The sequence below is a fragment of the Sulfurospirillum diekertiae genome, assembly GCF_002162315.1.
Classification (GTDB): domain Bacteria; phylum Campylobacterota; class Campylobacteria; order Campylobacterales; family Sulfurospirillaceae; genus Sulfurospirillum.
Genome location: NZ_CP021416.1, coordinates 252,151 through 270,945, shown reverse-complemented (window position 1 = coordinate 270,945; position 18,795 = coordinate 252,151). Strand labels below are relative to the sequence as shown.

General features: G+C 36.7%; 20 protein-coding genes and 1 pseudogene. 7 read left to right on the top strand and 14 right to left on the bottom strand.

Annotated features, from left to right (window positions below):
* Window position 1 precedes the first annotated feature (1 nt).
* Complete coding sequence (locus Sdiek1_RS01445; protein WP_087437565.1) at window positions 2-316, top strand: DUF309 domain-containing protein; 315 nt, start codon at window positions 2-4, stop codon at window positions 314-316.
* Here the strand turns inward: Sdiek1_RS01445 and Sdiek1_RS01440 are convergent.
* From Sdiek1_RS01440 to nadA, 14 genes and pseudogenes are all read right to left on the bottom strand, one after another.
* Window positions 307-1,053 (bottom strand): sulfite exporter TauE/SafE family protein, encoded by a 747-nt coding sequence (locus Sdiek1_RS01440; RefSeq protein ID WP_087437564.1) that lies wholly within the window; start codon window positions 1,051-1,053, stop codon window positions 307-309. The genes Sdiek1_RS01445 and Sdiek1_RS01440 overlap by 10 nt on opposite strands.
* Window positions 1,043-2,059 (bottom strand): bifunctional diaminohydroxyphosphoribosylaminopyrimidine deaminase/5-amino-6-(5-phosphoribosylamino)uracil reductase RibD, encoded by a 1,017-nt coding sequence (gene ribD, locus Sdiek1_RS01435; protein ID WP_087437563.1) that lies wholly within the window; start codon window positions 2,057-2,059, stop codon window positions 1,043-1,045. Before ribD ends, Sdiek1_RS01440 begins: the two co-directional genes overlap by 11 nt.
* Window positions 2,053-2,481: an LSm family protein gene (locus Sdiek1_RS01430; RefSeq protein WP_087437562.1), complete on the bottom strand. Its 429-nt coding sequence runs from the start codon at window positions 2,479-2,481 to the stop codon at window positions 2,053-2,055. The genes ribD and Sdiek1_RS01430 overlap by 7 nt, the downstream gene beginning before the upstream one ends.
* A complete protein-coding gene (gene rbfA, locus Sdiek1_RS01425) occupies window positions 2,474-2,851 on the bottom strand; it encodes a 30S ribosome-binding factor RbfA (RefSeq protein ID WP_087437561.1) in 378 nt (125 codons plus the stop codon). The genes Sdiek1_RS01430 and rbfA overlap by 8 nt, the downstream gene beginning before the upstream one ends.
* Window positions 2,848-5,512: pseudogene (infB, locus tag Sdiek1_RS01420) on the bottom strand (translation initiation factor IF-2). Before infB ends, rbfA begins: the two are co-directional and overlap by 4 nt.
* A 279-nt stretch (window positions 5,513-5,791) precedes the next feature.
* On the bottom strand, window positions 5,792-6,676 hold the full coding sequence (gene thrB / locus Sdiek1_RS01410) for a homoserine kinase (protein ID WP_087437559.1): 885 nt from the start codon (window positions 6,674-6,676) through the stop codon (window positions 5,792-5,794).
* A 9-nt stretch (window positions 6,677-6,685) separates the two neighbouring features.
* On the bottom strand, window positions 6,686-7,072 hold the full coding sequence (locus tag Sdiek1_RS01405) for a hypothetical protein (RefSeq protein ID WP_238099086.1): 387 nt from the start codon (window positions 7,070-7,072) through the stop codon (window positions 6,686-6,688).
* Window positions 7,073-7,143: 71 nt separating this feature from the next.
* Window positions 7,144-8,028, bottom strand: coding sequence for a UDP-3-O-acyl-N-acetylglucosamine deacetylase (gene lpxC, locus Sdiek1_RS01400; protein ID WP_087437558.1), 885 nt, complete (start codon window positions 8,026-8,028; stop codon window positions 7,144-7,146).
* Window positions 8,025-8,621: a septum site-determining protein MinC gene (gene minC / locus Sdiek1_RS01395; protein WP_087437557.1), complete on the bottom strand. Its 597-nt coding sequence runs from the start codon at window positions 8,619-8,621 to the stop codon at window positions 8,025-8,027. The genes lpxC and minC overlap by 4 nt, the downstream gene beginning before the upstream one ends.
* Complete coding sequence (gene pgp6 / locus Sdiek1_RS01390; RefSeq protein ID WP_087437556.1) at window positions 8,618-9,988, bottom strand: peptidoglycan metallopeptidase Pgp6; 1,371 nt, start codon at window positions 9,986-9,988, stop codon at window positions 8,618-8,620. Before pgp6 ends, minC begins: the two co-directional genes overlap by 4 nt.
* On the bottom strand, window positions 9,985-10,929 hold the full coding sequence (locus Sdiek1_RS01385) for a DHH family phosphoesterase (RefSeq protein ID WP_087437555.1): 945 nt from the start codon (window positions 10,927-10,929) through the stop codon (window positions 9,985-9,987). Before Sdiek1_RS01385 ends, pgp6 begins: the two co-directional genes overlap by 4 nt.
* A gap of 66 nt (window positions 10,930-10,995) precedes the next feature.
* On the bottom strand, window positions 10,996-12,054 hold the full coding sequence (gene flhB / locus Sdiek1_RS01380; protein WP_087437554.1) for a flagellar biosynthesis protein FlhB: 1,059 nt from the start codon (window positions 12,052-12,054) through the stop codon (window positions 10,996-10,998).
* Window positions 12,055-12,070: 16 nt separating this feature from the next.
* Window positions 12,071-12,901 carry a carboxylating nicotinate-nucleotide diphosphorylase gene (gene nadC / locus Sdiek1_RS01375; protein ID WP_087437553.1) on the bottom strand — a complete coding sequence of 277 codons (831 nt, stop codon included), beginning with the start codon at window positions 12,899-12,901 and terminating at the stop codon, window positions 12,071-12,073.
* Window positions 12,898-13,896, bottom strand: a complete 999-nt coding sequence (gene nadA, locus Sdiek1_RS01370) for a quinolinate synthase NadA (protein ID WP_439951327.1) — start codon at window positions 13,894-13,896, stop codon at window positions 12,898-12,900. Before nadA ends, nadC begins: the two co-directional genes overlap by 4 nt.
* A gap of 94 nt (window positions 13,897-13,990) precedes the next feature.
* On the opposite strand from nadA, the gene plsY reads away from it, so the two are divergent.
* From plsY to Sdiek1_RS01340, 6 genes are all read left to right on the top strand, one after another.
* A complete protein-coding gene (gene plsY, locus Sdiek1_RS01365) occupies window positions 13,991-14,617 on the top strand; it encodes a glycerol-3-phosphate 1-O-acyltransferase PlsY (RefSeq protein WP_087437551.1) in 627 nt (208 codons plus the stop codon).
* A complete protein-coding gene (locus Sdiek1_RS01360; RefSeq protein WP_087437550.1) occupies window positions 14,617-14,952 on the top strand; it encodes a dihydroneopterin aldolase in 336 nt (111 codons plus the stop codon). The genes plsY and Sdiek1_RS01360 overlap by 1 nt, the downstream gene beginning before the upstream one ends.
* A gap of 79 nt (window positions 14,953-15,031) precedes the next feature.
* Window positions 15,032-15,703, top strand: coding sequence for a homeostatic response regulator transcription factor HsrA (gene hsrA / locus Sdiek1_RS01355; RefSeq protein ID WP_012856039.1), 672 nt, complete (start codon window positions 15,032-15,034; stop codon window positions 15,701-15,703).
* Window positions 15,682-16,992 (top strand): sensor histidine kinase, encoded by a 1,311-nt coding sequence (locus Sdiek1_RS01350; protein WP_087437549.1) that lies wholly within the window; start codon window positions 15,682-15,684, stop codon window positions 16,990-16,992. The genes hsrA and Sdiek1_RS01350 overlap by 22 nt, the downstream gene beginning before the upstream one ends.
* Before the next feature lie 68 nt (window positions 16,993-17,060).
* A complete protein-coding gene (locus Sdiek1_RS01345; protein WP_087437548.1) occupies window positions 17,061-17,312 on the top strand; it encodes a YfhL family 4Fe-4S dicluster ferredoxin in 252 nt (83 codons plus the stop codon).
* Window positions 17,313-17,359: 47 nt separating this feature from the next.
* Window positions 17,360-18,727 (top strand): Ppx/GppA phosphatase family protein, encoded by a 1,368-nt coding sequence (locus Sdiek1_RS01340; protein WP_238099082.1) that lies wholly within the window; start codon window positions 17,360-17,362, stop codon window positions 18,725-18,727.
* Window positions 18,728-18,795: the final 68 nt, after the last annotated feature.

The following is an 18,795-nucleotide window of genomic DNA, read 5'->3' as shown; positions in this document are numbered from 1 at the left end:
CATGATCGCCATAGAAGAATTTATAAAGGTCGTTTCACAAAACCAATTTGTTGAGGGTCATGAAGTATTGGAACTAGAGTGGCATCGTCTTAAAAAACTTCCAGAGTATGCAGATGAAGCAAAAATTCTTAAAGGTCTTATCAACGCTTCTACCGCCTTAGCGCTCGCATGCAAAGGGAAGAAGGAAGGAGCACTTCAAGTATGGCAAACCTATGAAAAATATGCACCCTTAATTCCAAAGACTCTATCCTTGTCTAAAACACACTACGAAGAAGCTCAAAAACTATTGATAGCGAAAAAAAATCTTTACATGTAAAAAGTAGAGTAGATCAAATAAAACGAAATTACCCAAAGCATCTTGTTTAAAATAGCCGTATAAAGCTTTTCATCAATACGCTCGTGAATTTTATTTCCTATCCAAAAACCTATCAATGAAATAAATACAAAAAGTATGATCAGCGCACCATTATCGAAACTAAAGCTGCCATGGTAACCAAAGATGAGTATTTGTAAAATTTTATTGGCAATAAAACAGAAACTCATAACGCCAATAGCCCGTTTTTTATCCAACTTAAACTCTAATATCAACATAATCAACATTGGTGACATAATATTTGCCATGCCACCTACTAAACCGCTTAAAACGCCCATTATAATGGTCGTCATATTTTTTTGCTCTGCAACAGCACGTGTTAAAGAAAGATGTAAGCGCTCTTTATTGAGGTATAAAAGCATAACGCCTGCTAATATAAGTTTGTAATAATGGCTGTAATGCGCTACAAGCAACTGTGTCCCTAGAATACTTCCTACCATTACCGAGAGGATCAATAGCCAAAATCCTCGCCAGATATCACTAAAAGAATTCGCTTTTTTAAGACTGACAACATTGGTTATGAGCGTGGGAAAAAGAGTGTATAAAACAGCTTGTTTGAGGTCTAGGAAAAGAACAAAAAGTGGCGTGGCAATCATTGGGAAGCCAAAACCAACAATACCATGAAAAAATCCTGCTAGCAAGACTATCAGGATTTCAAAGATAAAAAAATCACTCTCCATGCTTATAATACCAACTCATAGTATCTTCGCCTACTTTTTGAGAAAAAATCTTCTGGAGTCCCCGTGGTAAGATAATTGATTCACCTTCTTTTGCATGGGGTGATTCAAAAATTAAATACCATTCAACTTTGTGGGAAAGGGCATTAAGCATGCTTTGTCCCCCTTCGATCATCACCATTGAATAATCATTGATTTTATCCAGTGTCTCTTCAATCATTACAGAACGATGGGGAACATCAAAAAGGGGAATCGTTACATCAAATGATTTTTGTTTGGAATAAATAAGAATATTGGGTGCTTTTCCATTACACAATCGTGCATCAAGAATGGGACGATCGGTTCGTACCGTATTGCCACCGATCACTAAAAGATCACAGCAATTTCGTAAATTGTGTACCATTTTTCGCGAATCAAGAGAGGTAATGATTCCTCCAGTTGCTACACCATTGCTACTCACTGCAAGTTTAAAAAAAACAAAAGGGCGTTTTTTTTCTTTACATGTAAAAGGCATGAGTAGAAGATCACATTTTTCTTTAAGTGCCCCAAATGAAACATTAACCCCTTTCTTTTGTAAAAAAGCACCACCGCCCTTGGCAGTGTTACTCTCATCAAAAGAACCAATGACTACTCGCTTAATACCCAAAGCGTCAATCAATCCTGAACAAGGAGGTGTTCTGCCAAAATGATGACATGGCTCTAGCGTTACATGTAATGTCAGATTGTGAAAAAGAGAGTTATGGTGTTCTTTTAAAAATGCATGAAGTTCAGATGCATCCTCTATTGTACGGATGCGTCTATCTTCGGTGAGTGTTTCATAAGCCGCTTTAAGTGCAAGGACTTCAGCGTGAGGCATTCCAGCTTTTTGATGTGCGCCAATCCCTAAAATATCGCCTTGCTCATTGCTTACAACTGCACCCACTGCAGGATTTGGGAAAGTTAGCACTTGATATGCCCAAGCGACATCAAGTGCTTTTTGCATTAAAACAGTGTCAAATGCACTTACCATTCAAAATAAGTTCGAATACTTTCAATCTCATCCAGAGAAATCTGTTTGAGTTCATTTTCAACGCGTACAGAGGCAATATTAGCGTCAAAACCTTCAAGAAGACCAATAAATTTCTCTTTATTGTTCAATTTTACTTTGACTTTTTCACCAACTGAGGCTATAAAATGTTCAGGCTTGGTGAGTTTTCGCTCAATACCAGGAGAACTGACTTCAAAAAGGTATTCACCCTCAAGTGGTGGCTCTAAATCGAAAATAGGCGATAAAATACGACTCACTTCTGCGCATTTATCAAGACTAATGCCCTCTTTTGAAGTGATATAAAGGCGAAAAATTCTTTTATCAAATTCACTGACAACTTCGGTATCATACAAAGATACGCCGCAGCTTTCAACAATTTTGACCATCTGTTCTTTATCAAGCATCGTTATTTTTACCTTTTTTGAGCTCTTCTTCAACCTTTGCAAACAGAGCATCCATCTTGTTTTGGCGCTCTAAACTATCGTCGAAATGAAATGTAAACCGAGGACAACGAAACCACCCTTCCGCTTGCATACAATGTGTTTGGATATGACGCTGAACACGATCAAGATGGGAGAGAATATAACGCTTTTCTGCCTCATCATAAATAGAACCATCTAAATAGACAATCGCATCGTACTTTCCACGACTACACTCGACATCAACCACACAAACACCGCGAAGCATCTCATCTTCTAAGGTGGAAAGCGCTTCAGGAATGAGTTCTCTTAAAACGCTCTGGGTTCTCTGAATTTTAATACTTTTGTCTATCATAGTTTCGCTTTTTCTTCAACCTCTTTAAAGCTTTCGATATAATCGCCTACTTTAATATCTGTGTAGCCTTCAATGCCTACACCACATTCATAGCCTTTACCGACCTCTTTAACGTCATCTTTGAAACGTTTAAGAGAAGAAACACTACCCTCATAGATGATAACACCATCACGAATAACCCTAATTTTAACACCTCTATTGATCGTTCCATCTGTAACGATACAACCAGCGATATGACCCAATTTAGGAACGGCAAAGACTTCTCTAACAATTGCCTGACCGATATTTTCTTCACGAATCACAGGAGCCATAAGACCCGTCACTAAGTTTGTGACATCATCAATCAAATCATAAATAATGTTATAGGTTTTGATCTCAACACCCGCACTGCGAGCCTTTTCTTTCACAATACCTGTAGGGCGTACATGGAAACCTAAGATGATACAGTCCGAACTGGCACTTGCAAGCGCTACATCGCTCTCTGTAATTCCACCAATACCTGCACTGACAATATGAACTTTTGTTTCAGAATTTCTGATCTTTTCTAAACTACCTTTGATCGCTTCAAGACTACCTTGAACGTCTGCTTTAATAATAACTGGTAATGTTTTTAATGCACCCTCAGCAATCATGGCACTCAAATCATCTAAGCTTACTTTTGTTGTTTTAGAGAGCTCTTTTTGACGGAGGTATTCTGCTTTTTTCTTCGCATATTCACGTGCGATTTTATCAGTTTTAACGCTAATCAATGTTTCGCCAGCACCAGGAACTTCACTCAAACCTAGAACAACAACAGGCTCACCTGGTAGTGCTTCTTTAACAGACTGACCTAAGTCATTCAACAATGCTTTTACTTTTCCAAAAGCAATACCCGCCACGACAATATCACCCACGCGTATCGTACCATCTTCGATAACAACGGTAGCTACAGGACCTCTTCCTTTTTCCAAAGAGCTCTCAATTACCGTTGCTTTAACTTCTCTACTTGGATCGGCTTTCAGTTCTAAAAGATCCGCTTGTAATAAAATAGTTTCAAGTAAGTCTTCAATACCCATACCTGTTTTTGCAGATACTGGGACAAACTCATGCTCTCCACCCCAATCAATAGGCGTAATACCAAGCTCAGCCAGTTGTGCTTTAACAAGATCTGGATTAGCGGCTTCTTTATCCATTTTATTGACAGCAATAATAATAGGAACGCCTGCTGCTTTGGCATGCTCAATAGCCTCTTTCGTTTGAGGTTTAACACCATCATCGGCAGCAACTACGACAATAACGATGTCGGTCACTTTTGCACCACGTGAACGCATCTCCGTAAAGGCTTCGTGACCTGGTGTGTCGATAAAGGTAATGTTTCTACCATTTTTTTCAACCATATAAGCACCCACGTGTTGGGTAATACCACCCGCCTCGCCTGCTGCTACTTTGGCACTTCTAATGTAATCAAGCAATGAAGTTTTACCGTGATCAACGTGACCCATAATCGTAATAACAGGAGCACGCTCAACAAGATGTTGCTCACCAGCCTCACCCTCTTCATCGTATGCTTTAACATAGTCAAAGGCTTCTTGATCATTGACTGTTGTAACATTAACACCAAAAGTATCCGCTAAAATTTCAATTGAATCTTTATCTAAAAAGTCATTTTTAGTGAACATAACACCGAGAGAAAAAAGCTCTTTAATGACTTCACTAACCGATTTATTGATTTTCTCTGCAAACTCATATACTCTAATCTCTTCAGGAATTTCAATTGCACTGATGGCTTCAACTTCTTGAACTTGAGAAGGGCGACGTCTACGTTTACGTCCCACTCTCTGAATTCCCTGCATCACAAAGTTGGTTTTCTTCGTCGTTCTAATTTGACTTGGATCAATCTGTTTTTTCTTTTTAGCTTCTTCATTAATGGTAATACCGACATTAAGATCGGGGAGAACAATCATGTCCTCTTCTTCCGTATCAATATTCGTATCTGCCATTTCAATATTCAATGTAAGATCTAATTTCTCTGCATTTGCTTTTTTCTCCGCAGGTACTTTTTTTTACTTTCTTTTTCTTCTTTTGCAATTCACTAGCGGCATTTGAAGAGGAGAACATAGACTCGATGCTTCGTGAAGGTGTATTTTCTCTAGCACCATAAAAAGATGATGGACTTTCTTTCTCTTCAACTTCGACTTCTTTCACATCAGGTCGTTTCTTTTTGACGATCACCAAACCTCTACGCTTGCGTACATTTGTTGGATCTAATTTTTCTTCCATATCCTCTTCTGTGTCACTTGATGCTTCTGTTGCGACTTTGGCAATTTGATCATCGTGAAGGACTGCTTTAGCAACAATCCCTGTTTCAAGCTCTTTTTCTTTTAAAGTTTTCGTTTTAGGCGTTATTACTTCATGTACTATAGGTTTTTCAACGACAGGTAGTGGTGGCGTCTCTACAACTTCAACTTTTTTGATTTCTGGAGTTTTAGGTTGAGCAGATGGTTTACTTGCTTGTGCATTTTCTCCACTTAAAATATAGTTTATGAGTTTTTCGGCATCTTCTGTAGTAATTGCACTTGCATGTCCTTTGACATCCAAACCAATACCCATCGCTTTTTCGATGATATCTTTATTTTTCATGCCCAATTCTTTTGCTATTTCTGCTATACGAACTTTATCCATTCGACCCTATCTCCTTAAAAATTTTACCAAATTCCATCATTGCTTTGTGATTTGTTTTGCATTTATTGTTGAGTATTTTTACAACTTTCTTTTCATTGTTTGTCATACATGCCTTGCAGATATAAAAGCTTCTTCCTACCTTGGAAAAGAGCACGAGCTTTCCGTCTACAATCTGCAATCTTTGTAAACTTCCTTGTAAAGATCTCTCTCTACAAACAATGCACATTCGTATGGGTTGACTCATTTTTGCGCCTGATTATATCAAATTTTAGCTGTTTTTCAGCTTTTTACGATTTCAAAACCATTGTTATCTAATTCAAAGATTTCTACTCTAAACATTCCAAATGCATTTTTAAGAGCAATTGCAACCTTTTGAGCATCTTCAGCCCTAACAAGGCTAAAAAAAGATGAACCACTTCCTGAGAGTGTACTCATCAATGCACCATTTTTTAAAGCAATTTCACGCACTTCAAAAAGTTCTTTTAGTTGCTTCATACGGCGATGTTCATGCATACAATCTCTCGATGCTACCTTTAAAAACTCCCAGTTTTCACTAAAAAAAGCTGCTGTAAGTAAAGATGCACGGGAAAGGTTGTAAACCGTATTTTTCATTAAATATGACTTCGGAAGTAACGTTCGTGACTGCGCTGTTGACATTGGGCGATCTGGGATCACCATCACTACTTTTAATTTTTCACTTAACTCTTTCCTGAGTGTCTTTACTTTTCCATGTTCCACTATGGAACTTGTAAATCCACCATAAACAGCAGGTGCAATATTATCTGGGTGGGTTTCATATAAAATAGCTTTATTTAAAATACTTTCTCTACTTGCTTTTACACCTGCCATTTCATAAGCACTTGCTATGGCACCTACGATTACGGCTGAACTACTTCCTAGACCTCTTGAAAAGGGAATATTATTATAAAACTCAAAACGGAAAGAATCTTTTCTGCCCGTAAGTTCTTGGTAGATGTCATAAAAAATAGAGACGAAAATATTGTTTTTCTTAAGCTTTACATTCTCTTCACCTTCTCCTTTAACAGAGATACTTTGGTAACTTGAAGGTTTAATACAAACTTCGTTATACAGCGCAATGGCAAGACCTAAACAATCAAATCCGGGTCCTAAATTGGCACTGGTCGCTGGTATTTTTATCTTCACACATCGCTCCTAAACTGCTGGTAACATATAAAGTGGTTCAACATTATCGTTAAAAAGGGTCTCATCTAAAACTTCAGGGAGCGTAAAGGGCTGTTCAATGGGATCATCCAAACGCTTCGTTACAATCTCATGCGCCTCTTTGATAAAATAAAGATTACGCATCGCGCGAATAGGTCTACTCTGATTAAAGACAAACCCATCACATGCCAGAAGAGGAATTTTTAATGCAATACTCAATGTTTTTAAAAAAAATGTAAGTAATTTTAATTGCCATAAAGCTTCCAGGCCCTCTAGCAAAAAAAAAAGTCGCACGGGTTGATACACTTTCAAAACTTCTTCAAACAATAAGGGCAATGCCTCACTGGTTTGATCTGTTGTTTCAAAAGTTTTAATCAATTGGTTATTTTCATAAATGCCTACATGTAACGGTGAAGTAAGTGTAATAACAACAATATCAACAACTGTTTTTATGCGTAAACCTTTTCAAACTCTTGTGCTTTTTCAACACTCAATGTTCTAATTTCATAATTACTTGGATCTCTTAAAATTGCTTTAGTGAGTTCATGATTTAAATTATGGCTACCAGCATATGAGGTATAATCTCCAACAAAAGGCGCTCCTAATAAAGAAAGATCACCAATGGCATCCAAAATTTTATGTCTGACAAACTCATTCGAGAAACGTAATCCTTCAGGATTAAGAATTTTATTGTCATCCATAACCACTGCATTATCAAGTGATCCTCCAAGGGCTAGCCCACGAGAGCGTAGCATTTGCACATCTTTGAGGAAACCAAAGGTGCGGGCACGTGATATTTCTTCAATAAAATTCTTTTTACTAAACTCAAAACTATACTCTTGTCTACCAATGGAAGGGTGAGTAAACTCAATCATAAAGTTATATGTTGGTTTTAAACTAGGTGTGACGCGCGCAAATTTTTTCCCGTCTTGAACTTCAACTTCTTTCTTTATAATCAACACTTGTTTCGTTGCTTCAAGTTTTCGTATACCTGCTTCATCAAGCATCATACAAAAACTAGCACTACTCCCATCCATAACAGGTACTTCTGCTCCATCTAAGACAACACGAATATTATCAATACCATACGCATAGACGGCTGAGAGAAGATGTTCAATCGTTGAGATATAAGCATTCGAATTTCCAATGACGGTTGCCATTTGTGTATTGACAACATTTTGAGGCAATGCTTGAACCAATAATCCTACATCGCTTCGATAAAAAATAATACCGCTATTTGCCTCAAGGGGTTCCAAATGTATTTGAATAGGTGTGCCTTTATGAAGTCCTATTCCAACACCGCTAACCGCCTTGGCTAATGTGGTTTGTTTCACACAACGTCCTTTATCTCAATAACATTATCACGCACAATAATTTTTTGAAGCACATTTTGTTTTAATGTCTCCCTATCCACAATCTCTCCATTAAAGATCAGATGACCTCTTGGGCTGATACCACTGAGTACGATATATTCACCGTCGCACTGCACTAATCCGTCAATAATACCATAAATACTCATACTCTCTTCACAAAAAACTTTTGCACCACTGTTAACACGGCCAAAAATAACAATTGGAATACTCTCAATAATTTCTTCACCAGAACGAATAGGACGATCATAAAGCTTAAGTTTTGGTAGTTGCTTAGGCTCTGATAAGACTTCTGAAATTACCTCTTTCTTAGGTTCTTCTTCAAGCAAAGGCGTTTCTTTTTTAATTCCACCAAAACGAATATTGCAGTTGTTAATTTCTTTATAACAAACTCCACTTTGCTCTAAAACAAAAGCAATATTCTTCGTTATATTCCCTTCAACAAGCAAAAAGAATTCCTTCAAAAGAAGTGTATTTTTTCTAAAATACTCTAAGAAAGAGGCTTCATCATCAATTTCAATATGAAATACTCTGACATTTTTTTGTGTTACTTTCATCTATCCATAATCTTCTTTGCTGATTCTATTACATTAAATACGCTCTCTTTAAGCCATACCTCATCCATCCACTCTTCAGGTCTAACATCTACGCCTTGTACAAACATACCGAAATGGAGATGATCGCCAAGTGCCAAGCCTGTCATTCCTGTTTTAGCAATAGGCTCTCCTGCCTTAACAACATCACCCTCTTTCACCATAAAACTAGAACAGTGCCCATAAAGAGAATAAACACCTAAGCCATGTGAGATAATAATATTATTACCATAAATTCCATTTTCACGGGCAAAGACAACCACACCGTCATTAGAAGTTAACATTGTCGCTTGTGCATTGCTTGCAAGATCCAAACCTAAATGGTAAGACTCACTTGTAGGCTGTTTATCATACTCATAAAAACGGTGATCCCCAAAACTTGCAACCACTTTGCCATTACGTAAAGGGTAAAAAGCTTTAAGATAAAATCCACTGACAAGCTCTTTAGGAACATCTGATGTTACTTTTAGAATGTTGGCTTCATTTCCTTTACGCATATCTTCATTAACAAACTTAAATTTCTCTATTTTGTTAAGCGAGGACCTCTCTGGTGCCACTTCAGAAATAAGATCAGCAATCTTTCCATCTAAAAATCGATCTTCAAGGGCAATGGTTGAAGTTTTATATTTTTTATCCTGCAAGAAATAAGGAATATGCGCTTTCGTTAAGTTTCCAGCACGATCAATGGCAACCACAGAAGCACTAAAACTTTCAATATGCGTTGGCCATGCAACCAAAGAGATGTAATACCCATCTTTGTAAAAAGGTGTTGGATAAAATTTCTTTCCAAAGTTTGTCTCAATATAAAGCGATTTCATTGCCTCATCTTGTGCTTTGAAAATTACGGTAGCAACGCCACCACGCATAATTTTATACGAACTTCCAATGACATTAACCTCAGGTCTTTTGGTATCAACTTTAACAATAGACTTTTCACTCACACTATTACCTGCAAAAAAGTTCCATTTGCTTACGTCCGTCGCTTCAACGGTTAGTTCAAATGCTTTTTTATTGGCGCCAAATCCTGTTTTTGGGAAAGTGAGGTTTAAATCAACTACTTTTTCTGCGGTTTTAAACTCTTTGGTTTCAAGCACTACGCTTTTTTCGCCATCAAATAGGGAAGCACGTACAAAACGAATTCCACTATTGTCCTCTATCTGTACTTTGATGGGATCTTTTAAATTCCAATCTATCTCTTTGGCAAGGGCAATTTTAGGAGCTTCTCTTTCAAATAAATTTGAGTTATACACATAAGTAAGTCCACCTACTAAAACTAGAAAAATAAACCCTAGCGCATACGCTGCTATTGAAGATTTTCTTTGCTGTTTCATTCTTTATCTATCCTTTTTATTTTTTCCACAATTTCATCTCGAAGTGCTTTAGGATCACACACAGGAACTTCAAATCCTGCAGCCGTCTTATGACCGCCTCCTTGATACATTAAAGCAATTTTTGAGACATTAATATCTTTACTCCGCAATGAGACTTTATAGCCTCCCTCTTTTTCTTCCAAAATCATAATGGCAATCGTTACATTAACAATGCTCCTGAGCATATTGACGATATTTTTGGTATCGTGTCGTTTAGCTCCTGTTGCTTCCAAAGTCGCTTTATCAAAAATAATCGTGGCAATACGCCCATTTTCATAGAGATCAAAATGATTCAACATATAACCGTAGAGTCTTATTTTTGAAAGAGGCTCTCTTCGTTTTACCTTTGAAGCAATTTCTTGGGGATTTGCCCCACATTTCACCAATTGGGCTACAATTTGAAATGTTGCCTCGTCCATATCACCATAAAGGAAAAAACCTGTGTCATCGGCAATAGCTGTATAAAGACAAATGGCGCACTCTTTACTCATCTCAATCGCATTCGCTTTAAGAAGTTCATACACCACCATACCAGCACTTGTAAAACGATCAACCACAAGATTTATATTTCCAAAATAGCGATTGGTTAAGTGATGATCAATGTTGATAATCTCATAATCCCCTTCAGGAATTTTAAGTCTATCACGTGTCGAGCAATCACAACTGACAACCAAATCAAAACTCTTTGGCAAGGTATACTTTATTTTAGAATAGCCTGGCAAAAAGTCATACGACTGTGGAAGTTCACTATTTTTATTGTAATGCGTCACTTTTTTACCGGCTCGTGTTAGCACGTCAAATAAAGCTAAAGCACTCCCTAATGTATCACCATCTGGATGAACATGAGAGACAATAACAATGTGATCGGCCTCAAGCATTCGTTTCCACGCTTGTTGATACATTACAACTCCACTTAGTAATAAAGTGCAGATTATACTTAATTTTGACTGAAAAGTTATTGATGCTCTTTAGCGTGATTTATTCGAACTTTTATAAACAAATGCTAACACTTCTGCTACTGCTTTATAAAGATTTTCAGGGATAATGTCACCTAAATTGCATTTTTTATAAAGCTCCCTTGCTAATGGAGGATTTTCAACAATCTGGATATTATAGTTCATTGCAATCTCTTTAATACGTAGTGCCATAAAATCTGTTCCTTTGGCAATAACTTTTGGGGCAGCTTCTTTGTCTTGATTGTATCGAATTGCAATAGCATAGTGTGTCGGATTTGTAATAATGACATCCGCTTGTGGAATTTCCTGCATCATGCGCTTTTTCGTCATTTGCATCTGAATTTGCCTGATCTTAGCTTTAATCTTAGGATCACCTTCCATCTGCTTATATTCATCCTTCATTTCCTGCTTACTCATGCGTAAACTCTTAAAATAAGAAAAACGTACAAACAGAAGATCTGCAAGTGCCAACACAAGAAAAAGGATTAAAATGACAGAAATGAGAATAATCATTTTATGTTTTAGCCATCCTAACTGATCAGGTAAAGGAAAAGATATAACCGTTGGAAGCTCTTTGGTAAACGCAAGGAGAAAAAAGTAACAAACCCATAATATAGCGCCTACTTTAATAATAATCTTAAGCATTTCAACCAATTTTTTGATTGAAAAAAGGTTTTTTAGCCCCTTCATAGGATCAATTTTGCTAAAATCAGGCATTAAAGGTTTTGTTGTGAAAATCAAGCCAGTCTGCAACACATTGGCTAAAATTCCAGCCACTGAAACCGCTAAGGCTAGAGGGATAACCATAAAGATAACTTCTCGAAATGAGATGATTGACAGTTGCAGTGTCACTTCTTTGGTAATTTCAACGCCAATCAAAGAGTGATAATAGTGATAAAGATACACGGTACGCGATTCTATCCACGGAAACATGGCCAAAAAAACCGCTAACGCCACGACAAGCGTTATAAAAGCACTGGTATCTTGACTTTTAGGGACATTACCATCATTTCTGGCATCTTCAATCTTCTTGGAACTGGGTTCTTCCGTCTTCTCTTGATCATCCGCCACAGTGTAACATCCCTACTTAGATCACTGTTTTATGGGTAATTTTCATTGAAAAATCAAGCCAAACCGCTTGATGGATCAAACTTCCACTGCTGATTGCATCCACACCTGTTTTAGCATATTCTATAATATTGTCTTTTGTGATGTTTCCGCTCGCTTCTAAAAGAACGTGAGGGAAATGGCTGTTTTTATATGCAACAACCGCTTTGATATCCTCATGCGACATATTGTCACACATGACAATATCTGCCCCACATTGCATCGAAAATTCAGCAAATTCAACATCTTCCGACTCAATTTCTATTTTACATGTAAAGGGAAGTTTTTCTCTGGCTTCGGCAATAAAAATCTTTAAATCATCAATCGTTTTAAGATGGGTATCTTTGATCATCAAACAATCATCCAAACCCATTCGGTGATTGCTACCTCCACCACAACGAATGGCATATTTCTCAAAAACACGTAAATGCGGTCTTGTCTTTCTGGTATCTAAAAGTTTGAGAGTATAGCCTTGAAGCACTTTTTTATAACTTGCTACATTGCTTGCAATGCCACTGGCATGTTGCATTAAATTCAAAATCGTACGTTCACAACGTAAAATATTTTTAGATTTTCCTTCAATTAAAGCAACTAGATCTCCTTTTTGAAGGGCATCGCCATCTTCAAAATAAAAGGTGACATCGAGCTTATTCATCTTGCACAGTGCCTTAACATAAGGACGTCCTGCAAAAACACCCATATCTTTACAGATAATATTAGCACTTGCAAAGCTATCTTTTCCCACTAATGAAAAAAGATCACCTCGACCCACATCCTCTTCAAGTGCCTTTTTAACAAACTTTTTAATCATAATTCAAACATCCTGTTCAAAGCAGTATGTGCCCATTTTCGTGTCTCTTCCAAAACACTAATTTCATTCTCAAAGCGACCTTCTTTGATACTTAAAAGTACGTTATAGACATCTTGTAACGTCGTTTCATTCATCGTTGGACATTCTGGTTTTGAAGAAGAGAGAACGTATGTATTCTCTTGACGTAGACGCTTAATCATATTATATTCCGTTCCAATTGCCACTTTTTGTTCACTTGGGAGTTTTTTGACATACTCAATAATCTGACTGGTAGATCCCACAAAATCAGAGAGATCACATACTTCAGGCTTGCATTCTGGATGTGTGACGATTAAAATATCAGGGTATTTCGCACGGTAAAAAGCAATATCATCCACATCAAAGAGCTGATGGACAGAGCAAAAACCGTTATAACATAAAATATCAGCCTCTTTAGGATCACTTCCATCGCCCACGACACAGGATTTAAGCCCCATCTCTTTGGCAATGTTTTGTCCCAAACAACGATCAGGGACAAAGAGGATCTTTTTATTACTCTCAAGCGCCTTTGTAATGATTTTTTTAGCGTTTGAACTGGTACACACATAACCGTTCATTTTACCTACAGCTGCTTTAACATCTGCAGAGGAATTAATGTATGTCACGGGTAAAATATCTTCTTTTTTAATGCCTGCTTTTTCTAAAATAGCCACATTTTGATCGAAATAGTCCACATCTATCATACGCGCCATTGCACAACAAGCGATTTTAGGCATAAATACACGCTTTTCAGGTGCTAAAATTTTAACACTCTGCCCCATAAATCCTACGCCGCAAAAAACCAAATAAGGATTACTATCTTTTGCTGCCCATTGCGCAAGTTGAAGAGAATCTCCAGAAAAATCTGCTAATTCAAAAACTTCATCTTTTTGATAAAAATGTGCCACAATGCTTACATGTAACTCGTGTTTGAGTTTTAAAATTTCTTTTTTTAATGTGTGATTATCCAATCTCAATTCCTTCCGTTCTATCGAAAAAAGTCATTATAGCGTTAAAGAAATAATAACAAAATTATTGCTATACTGTGCCAACTTTAATGAAGGATACGGTGTGGACTTTCTCTTTAATATCAACGTTCAATTTTATATTTTAAGCTATCTTGTTGGCGGTATTCCCTTTGGTTTATTGCTTGCAAAACTTTTTACAGGTCAAGACATCAGAGAAGCAGGAAGTGGAAGTATTGGGGCAACCAATGTACTACGGGTTCTAAAAGAATCCAATCCAAAATTGGCGAAAAAATTGGCTATTGCTACGGTTATTTTAGATGCATTAAAAGGCATTGCTTTACTTTTGATTGGTAAATTCGTTGGTCTGAGTGTCGAAACACTTTGGGCCATTGCTATTTTTGCCGTTATTGGACATTGTTATAGCCCTTATCTTAAATTTGAAGGTGGAAAGGGCGTTGCAACAGGAGCTGGAGTGCTGTTTATCATGTTGCCTATCGAAACTGCGATTGCTTTTGTGACATGGTTTATTGTGGGCAAAGTGCTTAAAATCTCTTCGTTGTCATCCCTGCTTGCACTTGTAGCTTTAATTGTTGCTTCGTTTATTATCCATCCAGAACTTGAAGGCATCAAAACGCATGCACCTATTTTTATTATCGCTTTTTTGATTGTGTATAAGCATATTCCTAATATCATTAGACTCTTTCAAGGTAAAGAATCTAAAGTGATCTAATGCAGATTATTATAGAAAATCTAACATTTGAGACGATTGTCGGTATTCTTGAAAAAGAGCGCCACACGCCTCAAAAAGTTATTTTACATGTAAAGATTTCATACGATTACCTTGGTGATAATGTGATTGATTATGCCAATATTTCTACTTTTTTAGAAACAGAAATGAATCAAATGCACTATCTTTTGCTGGAAGATGCACTCACCGACTTAAGTCAAAAACTTAAAATTCTCTATCCTCAAATGTCGAAAATTAAATTAAAAATTTTTAAACCTGATATTTTGCCAAATACGATGGCTGGGGTTTCGCACACGGTTGACTACACCAAAAATTAAAATTTAATTAAAAAAACTTTAAATCTAGCTAAAATTATGCTATAATCCCGTTTAAATTTTAGCAACTAAGGAATTTATAATGCGAATTTTAATCGTTGAAGATGAAGTAACCCTCAATAAGACCATTGCTGAAGGCTTACAAGAGTTTGGTTATCAAACCGATAGCTCTGAAAACTACAAAGATGCAGAATACTACATTGGTATTCGTAATTATGACCTCGTTTTAACAGACTGGATGCTCCCTGATGGCGATGGCGTTGATCTTATCAACCTCATTAAACAAAAATCTCCTCGTACTGCTGCAGTGATTATCTCTGCAAAAGATGACAAAGAGAGCGAAATTAAAGCCCTTAAAGCGGGTGCAGATGATTACATCCGTAAACCATTTGATTTTGATATTTTAGTCGCCCGTATCGAAGCGCGTCTTCGTTTTGGTGGCACTAACGTTATTAAAATTGATGACCTTACAATTGATCCAGATGAAGAAAAAATCACCTATAAAGGCCAAGAGATTGAACTTAAAGGTAAACCGTTTGAAGTGTTAACACACCTTGCACGACACAGTGACCAAATTGTCTCAAAAGAGCAACTCCTTGATGCAATCTGGGAAGAGCCAGAGCTTGTAACACCAAATGTTATTGAAGTTGCAATTAACCAAATTCGTCAAAAAATGGACAAACCATTAGAAATCTCAACGATTGAGACAGTAAGACGAAGAGGTTATAGATTTTGCTTTCCCAAAAAAGTATAAGAGAAAGTTTTATATTACAATTGGTGTCCGCTTCGGCGACACTGATTGTAATCTTCTCTGTCATTCTTTACAATTACATCAAAATTTCTATTTTTGAAGACATTACACAAGAACTTACCAAACAAGCCCAAATTATTGCAACATCACGCACTAGCTCTATTGAACGTATGGGCATTAATATTTTTGACCCATCATTAAGTTCAATTAATAACCCTAATGATGTACAAGTCACCATAGCTATTCGTGTCAATCAAGGCAATGTTCCCTCTTTCGAGCACAGTGAAAAAGATGACCAAAAATTTCTTACAATCTACTACCCTTTAGAAAAACGCGAACATTATTTTATCTCCATCACCAAAGATATTTCCAACACTGATATCTTGCTCAATAAAATTCTTAAAAATATTCTTATTATTAACCTAACCGCGATCTTTTTGATCCTCTTTTATGCCCTATTTCTCTCACGTATGCTCGTTTTACCCATACGTTCTTTAACCAATAAATTAGCAAGTATGAATGAAAATTTTTTACAAATGTTCGATACTCAAAAGTTGCCAAGTGAGTTTCAACCTTTAGGCATCAGTATCAATAAATTGGTTGAACGGATTCAAATCTTTGTCAATTCGCAGAAAGAGCTTTTCATTGGCGCTGCGCATGAACTTAAAACCCCATTGGCTGTTATGAAAACCAAAAATGAAGTAACCCTTTTAAAGCCAAGAGAGAATGAAAAATATATTGATACCCTCAAAAGCAATAACCAAACGATTAATGATATGAACAAGATGATTAGCAATATCTTAGAGATTGGAAGGCAAGAAGGTGCACAATTTGAGAAACCTATTGAAATTGACCTGATCGCCTTTTTAAAAGAGCAGATCAATAACTATACCATCTTAGCCAAGATGGAAGAAAAAAACATTATTGAAGATATCGTTCCCATAAGCTATAAAATTACGATTCAACCGACACTGCTCATGCATATTTTGCAAAACTTTGTTCAAAATGCCATCAAATTTACTCCCAAAGAAGGAAATATTACGATTCAAGCCTATCTGACGAAAGAAGGTTTCTTTGTCTGTGTCATAGATGAAGGAATTGGCATTGATGAAAGTAAAGATCTCTTTGCGCCTTTTAAACGTTATGGAAATCAAACCGGTGCAGGGCTTGGACTGTTTCTTGCCAAAAATGCAGCTGATGCCTTAGGGGCAAAAATAACTCTTAAAAATAGAGAAGATACCAAAGGAACCATTGCCACATTACTACTTCCTCTTCGTAAACGCTCGCTTTAAATTTCGTTAAAGTATTTTTAGTGTATAAACTCGTCAATAAATTTCACTTTAAATGAAGGAAAATAAGCATGTCTTTAATGATTACAGATGAATGTATCGCTTGTGACGCGTGTCGCGATGAGTGTCCAAATGGTGCTATTGAGGAGTCAGATCCTATTTATATCATCGATCCAGATGTTTGTACAGAATGTGTAGGGCACTATGATGAACCAGCTTGTATTTCTGTATGCCCAGTTGAATGCATTGTTGCAGATCCTGACAATATTGAAAGCGTTGAAGAGTTAAAGTTAAAATATGAACAGCTCAGCAGCGACAATTAATGTCAAAACGCACAGCTATCATTGATATAGGATCTAATTCTGCAAGAATGGCAATCTTTGAGAAAAGTAGCCGTTTTGCCTTCCACCTCATTGACGAGACGAAAAGTCGTGTACGTATTGGCGAAGGCGCCTATAATTTTGGTGGTGTATTGCAAGAACCTGCTCTGAAGCGTGCTTTTACAACACTTGAAGAGTTCGGTCATATTATCAAAGGGTTTAAATGCAATAAAGTTCTCTGCATTGCAACATCAGCACTTAGAGACGCTCCCAATGCAAGCACCTTTATCAATAAAATCCATAATGAACTTAATATTAATATTAAAGTGATTGAAGGGAAAAAAGAGGCCTATTACGGCGCTGTTGGTGCTTTAAATTACCTTAAAGAAATTAAAGATGCTGTCACAATTGACATTGGTGGAGGTTCAACAGAACTTGCCAGAATTGAAAATGGCATAATTGTTGATACAATTTCTCTTAATATCGGTACAGTTAGACTTAAAGAACTCTTTTTTGATAAAAAAATTCCATTAGCGGATATTCGCTCTTTTATTCATAAAGAGCTTGAGAAAATTCCTGAGCACTTTACATCTAATGATATGATTGGCATTGGCGGCACTCTTCGATCGCTCTCTAAAATTATTATGGAACGCACTAACTACCCCCTTAAAACCGTACATGGCTTTGAGTATGAGATAACTTCACATGCACCCTTTGTGAATGCCATTGTGAGTTCTGATGTCTTAGGGTTAAAAGTTCTAGGAGTACGTAAAGATCGATACGATACGATGCGTGAAGGGTGTATTATTTTTCAATCAGTTCTCCAAAAATTGGGATGTCAAAAAATGATTACAAGTGGTGCAGGTATCAGGGAAGGTGCTTATTTATGTGATCTTTTACGCTCTTCTAACCATAAATTTAACCCTGATTTCAAACTCAGTCTTCGAAGCTTCAAAGATCGTTTTTCAATTGTAGAAGACGAGAATCTCTATATCAAAAAAGTTGCAAACCTTCTTTTTGATACGCTCTCTCCTATCCATAATATACCTGTAAAATACAAATGGGAACTTAGTGTTGCAGCAGAACTTTTAAATATTGGTATAAAATTGGGTTTCTATCAAAATCAAATGCATAGTTTTTATTTTATTCTCAACAATCTCAACTATGGCTTTTCACACGAACAAAAAATACTCATCGCAATGCTCGTCAAATACCATGTCAATAAACTTCCAAGTGAAGAAGATATGAATACATATAAAGCGCTTTTACCCGATATTCAAACAGTACAATGGCTTAGTTTTCTACTGGCTCTTTCAAAAGCAATCAATAGCGATATGAGCCGTAGTAAAATCGCTTTGAGTTATCAAAACCATACACTGACCATTCAAGCAGAAAAAAAAACTTTTCTTGGCACATGAGCAGATCAAACAGCTTATAAAACCTGCCTCTTTTGCAATCATTATTAAGTAGAAAAAAGTATTTGAAG

Bases quoted from the DNA above. Each gene is read 5' to 3' on its own strand.
- Sdiek1_RS01360 (WP_087437550.1), top strand. From the start codon at position 14,617: ATGCAGATTATTATAGAAAATCTAACATTTGAGACGATTGTCGGTATT.
- minC (WP_087437557.1), bottom strand. From the start codon at position 8,621: ATGAAAGTAACACAAAAAAATGTCAGAGTATTTCATATTGAAATTGAT.
- Sdiek1_RS01340 (WP_238099082.1), top strand. From the start codon at position 17,360: ATGGCAATCTTTGAGAAAAGTAGCCGTTTTGCCTTCCACCTCATTGAC.
- rbfA (WP_087437561.1), bottom strand. From the start codon at position 2,851: ATGATAGACAAAAGTATTAAAATTCAGAGAACCCAGAGCGTTTTAAGA.
- Sdiek1_RS01440 (WP_087437564.1), bottom strand. From the start codon at position 1,053: ATGGAGAGTGATTTTTTTATCTTTGAAATCCTGATAGTCTTGCTAGCA.
- Sdiek1_RS01345 (WP_087437548.1), top strand. From the start codon at position 17,061: ATGTCTTTAATGATTACAGATGAATGTATCGCTTGTGACGCGTGTCGC.
- pgp6 (WP_087437556.1), bottom strand. From the start codon at position 9,988: ATGAAACAGCAAAGAAAATCTTCAATAGCAGCGTATGCGCTAGGGTTT.
- nadC (WP_087437553.1), bottom strand. From the start codon at position 12,901: ATGATTAAAAAGTTTGTTAAAAAGGCACTTGAAGAGGATGTGGGTCGA.
- Sdiek1_RS01385 (WP_087437555.1), bottom strand. From the start codon at position 10,929: ATGTATCAACAAGCGTGGAAACGAATGCTTGAGGCCGATCACATTGTT.
- Sdiek1_RS01445 (WP_087437565.1), top strand. From the start codon at position 2: ATGATCGCCATAGAAGAATTTATAAAGGTCGTTTCACAAAACCAATTT.
- Sdiek1_RS01430 (WP_087437562.1), bottom strand. From the start codon at position 2,481: ATGCTTGATAAAGAACAGATGGTCAAAATTGTTGAAAGCTGCGGCGTA.
- ribD (WP_087437563.1), bottom strand. From the start codon at position 2,059: ATGGTAAGTGCATTTGACACTGTTTTAATGCAAAAAGCACTTGATGTC.
- hsrA (WP_012856039.1), top strand. From the start codon at position 15,032: ATGCGAATTTTAATCGTTGAAGATGAAGTAACCCTCAATAAGACCATT.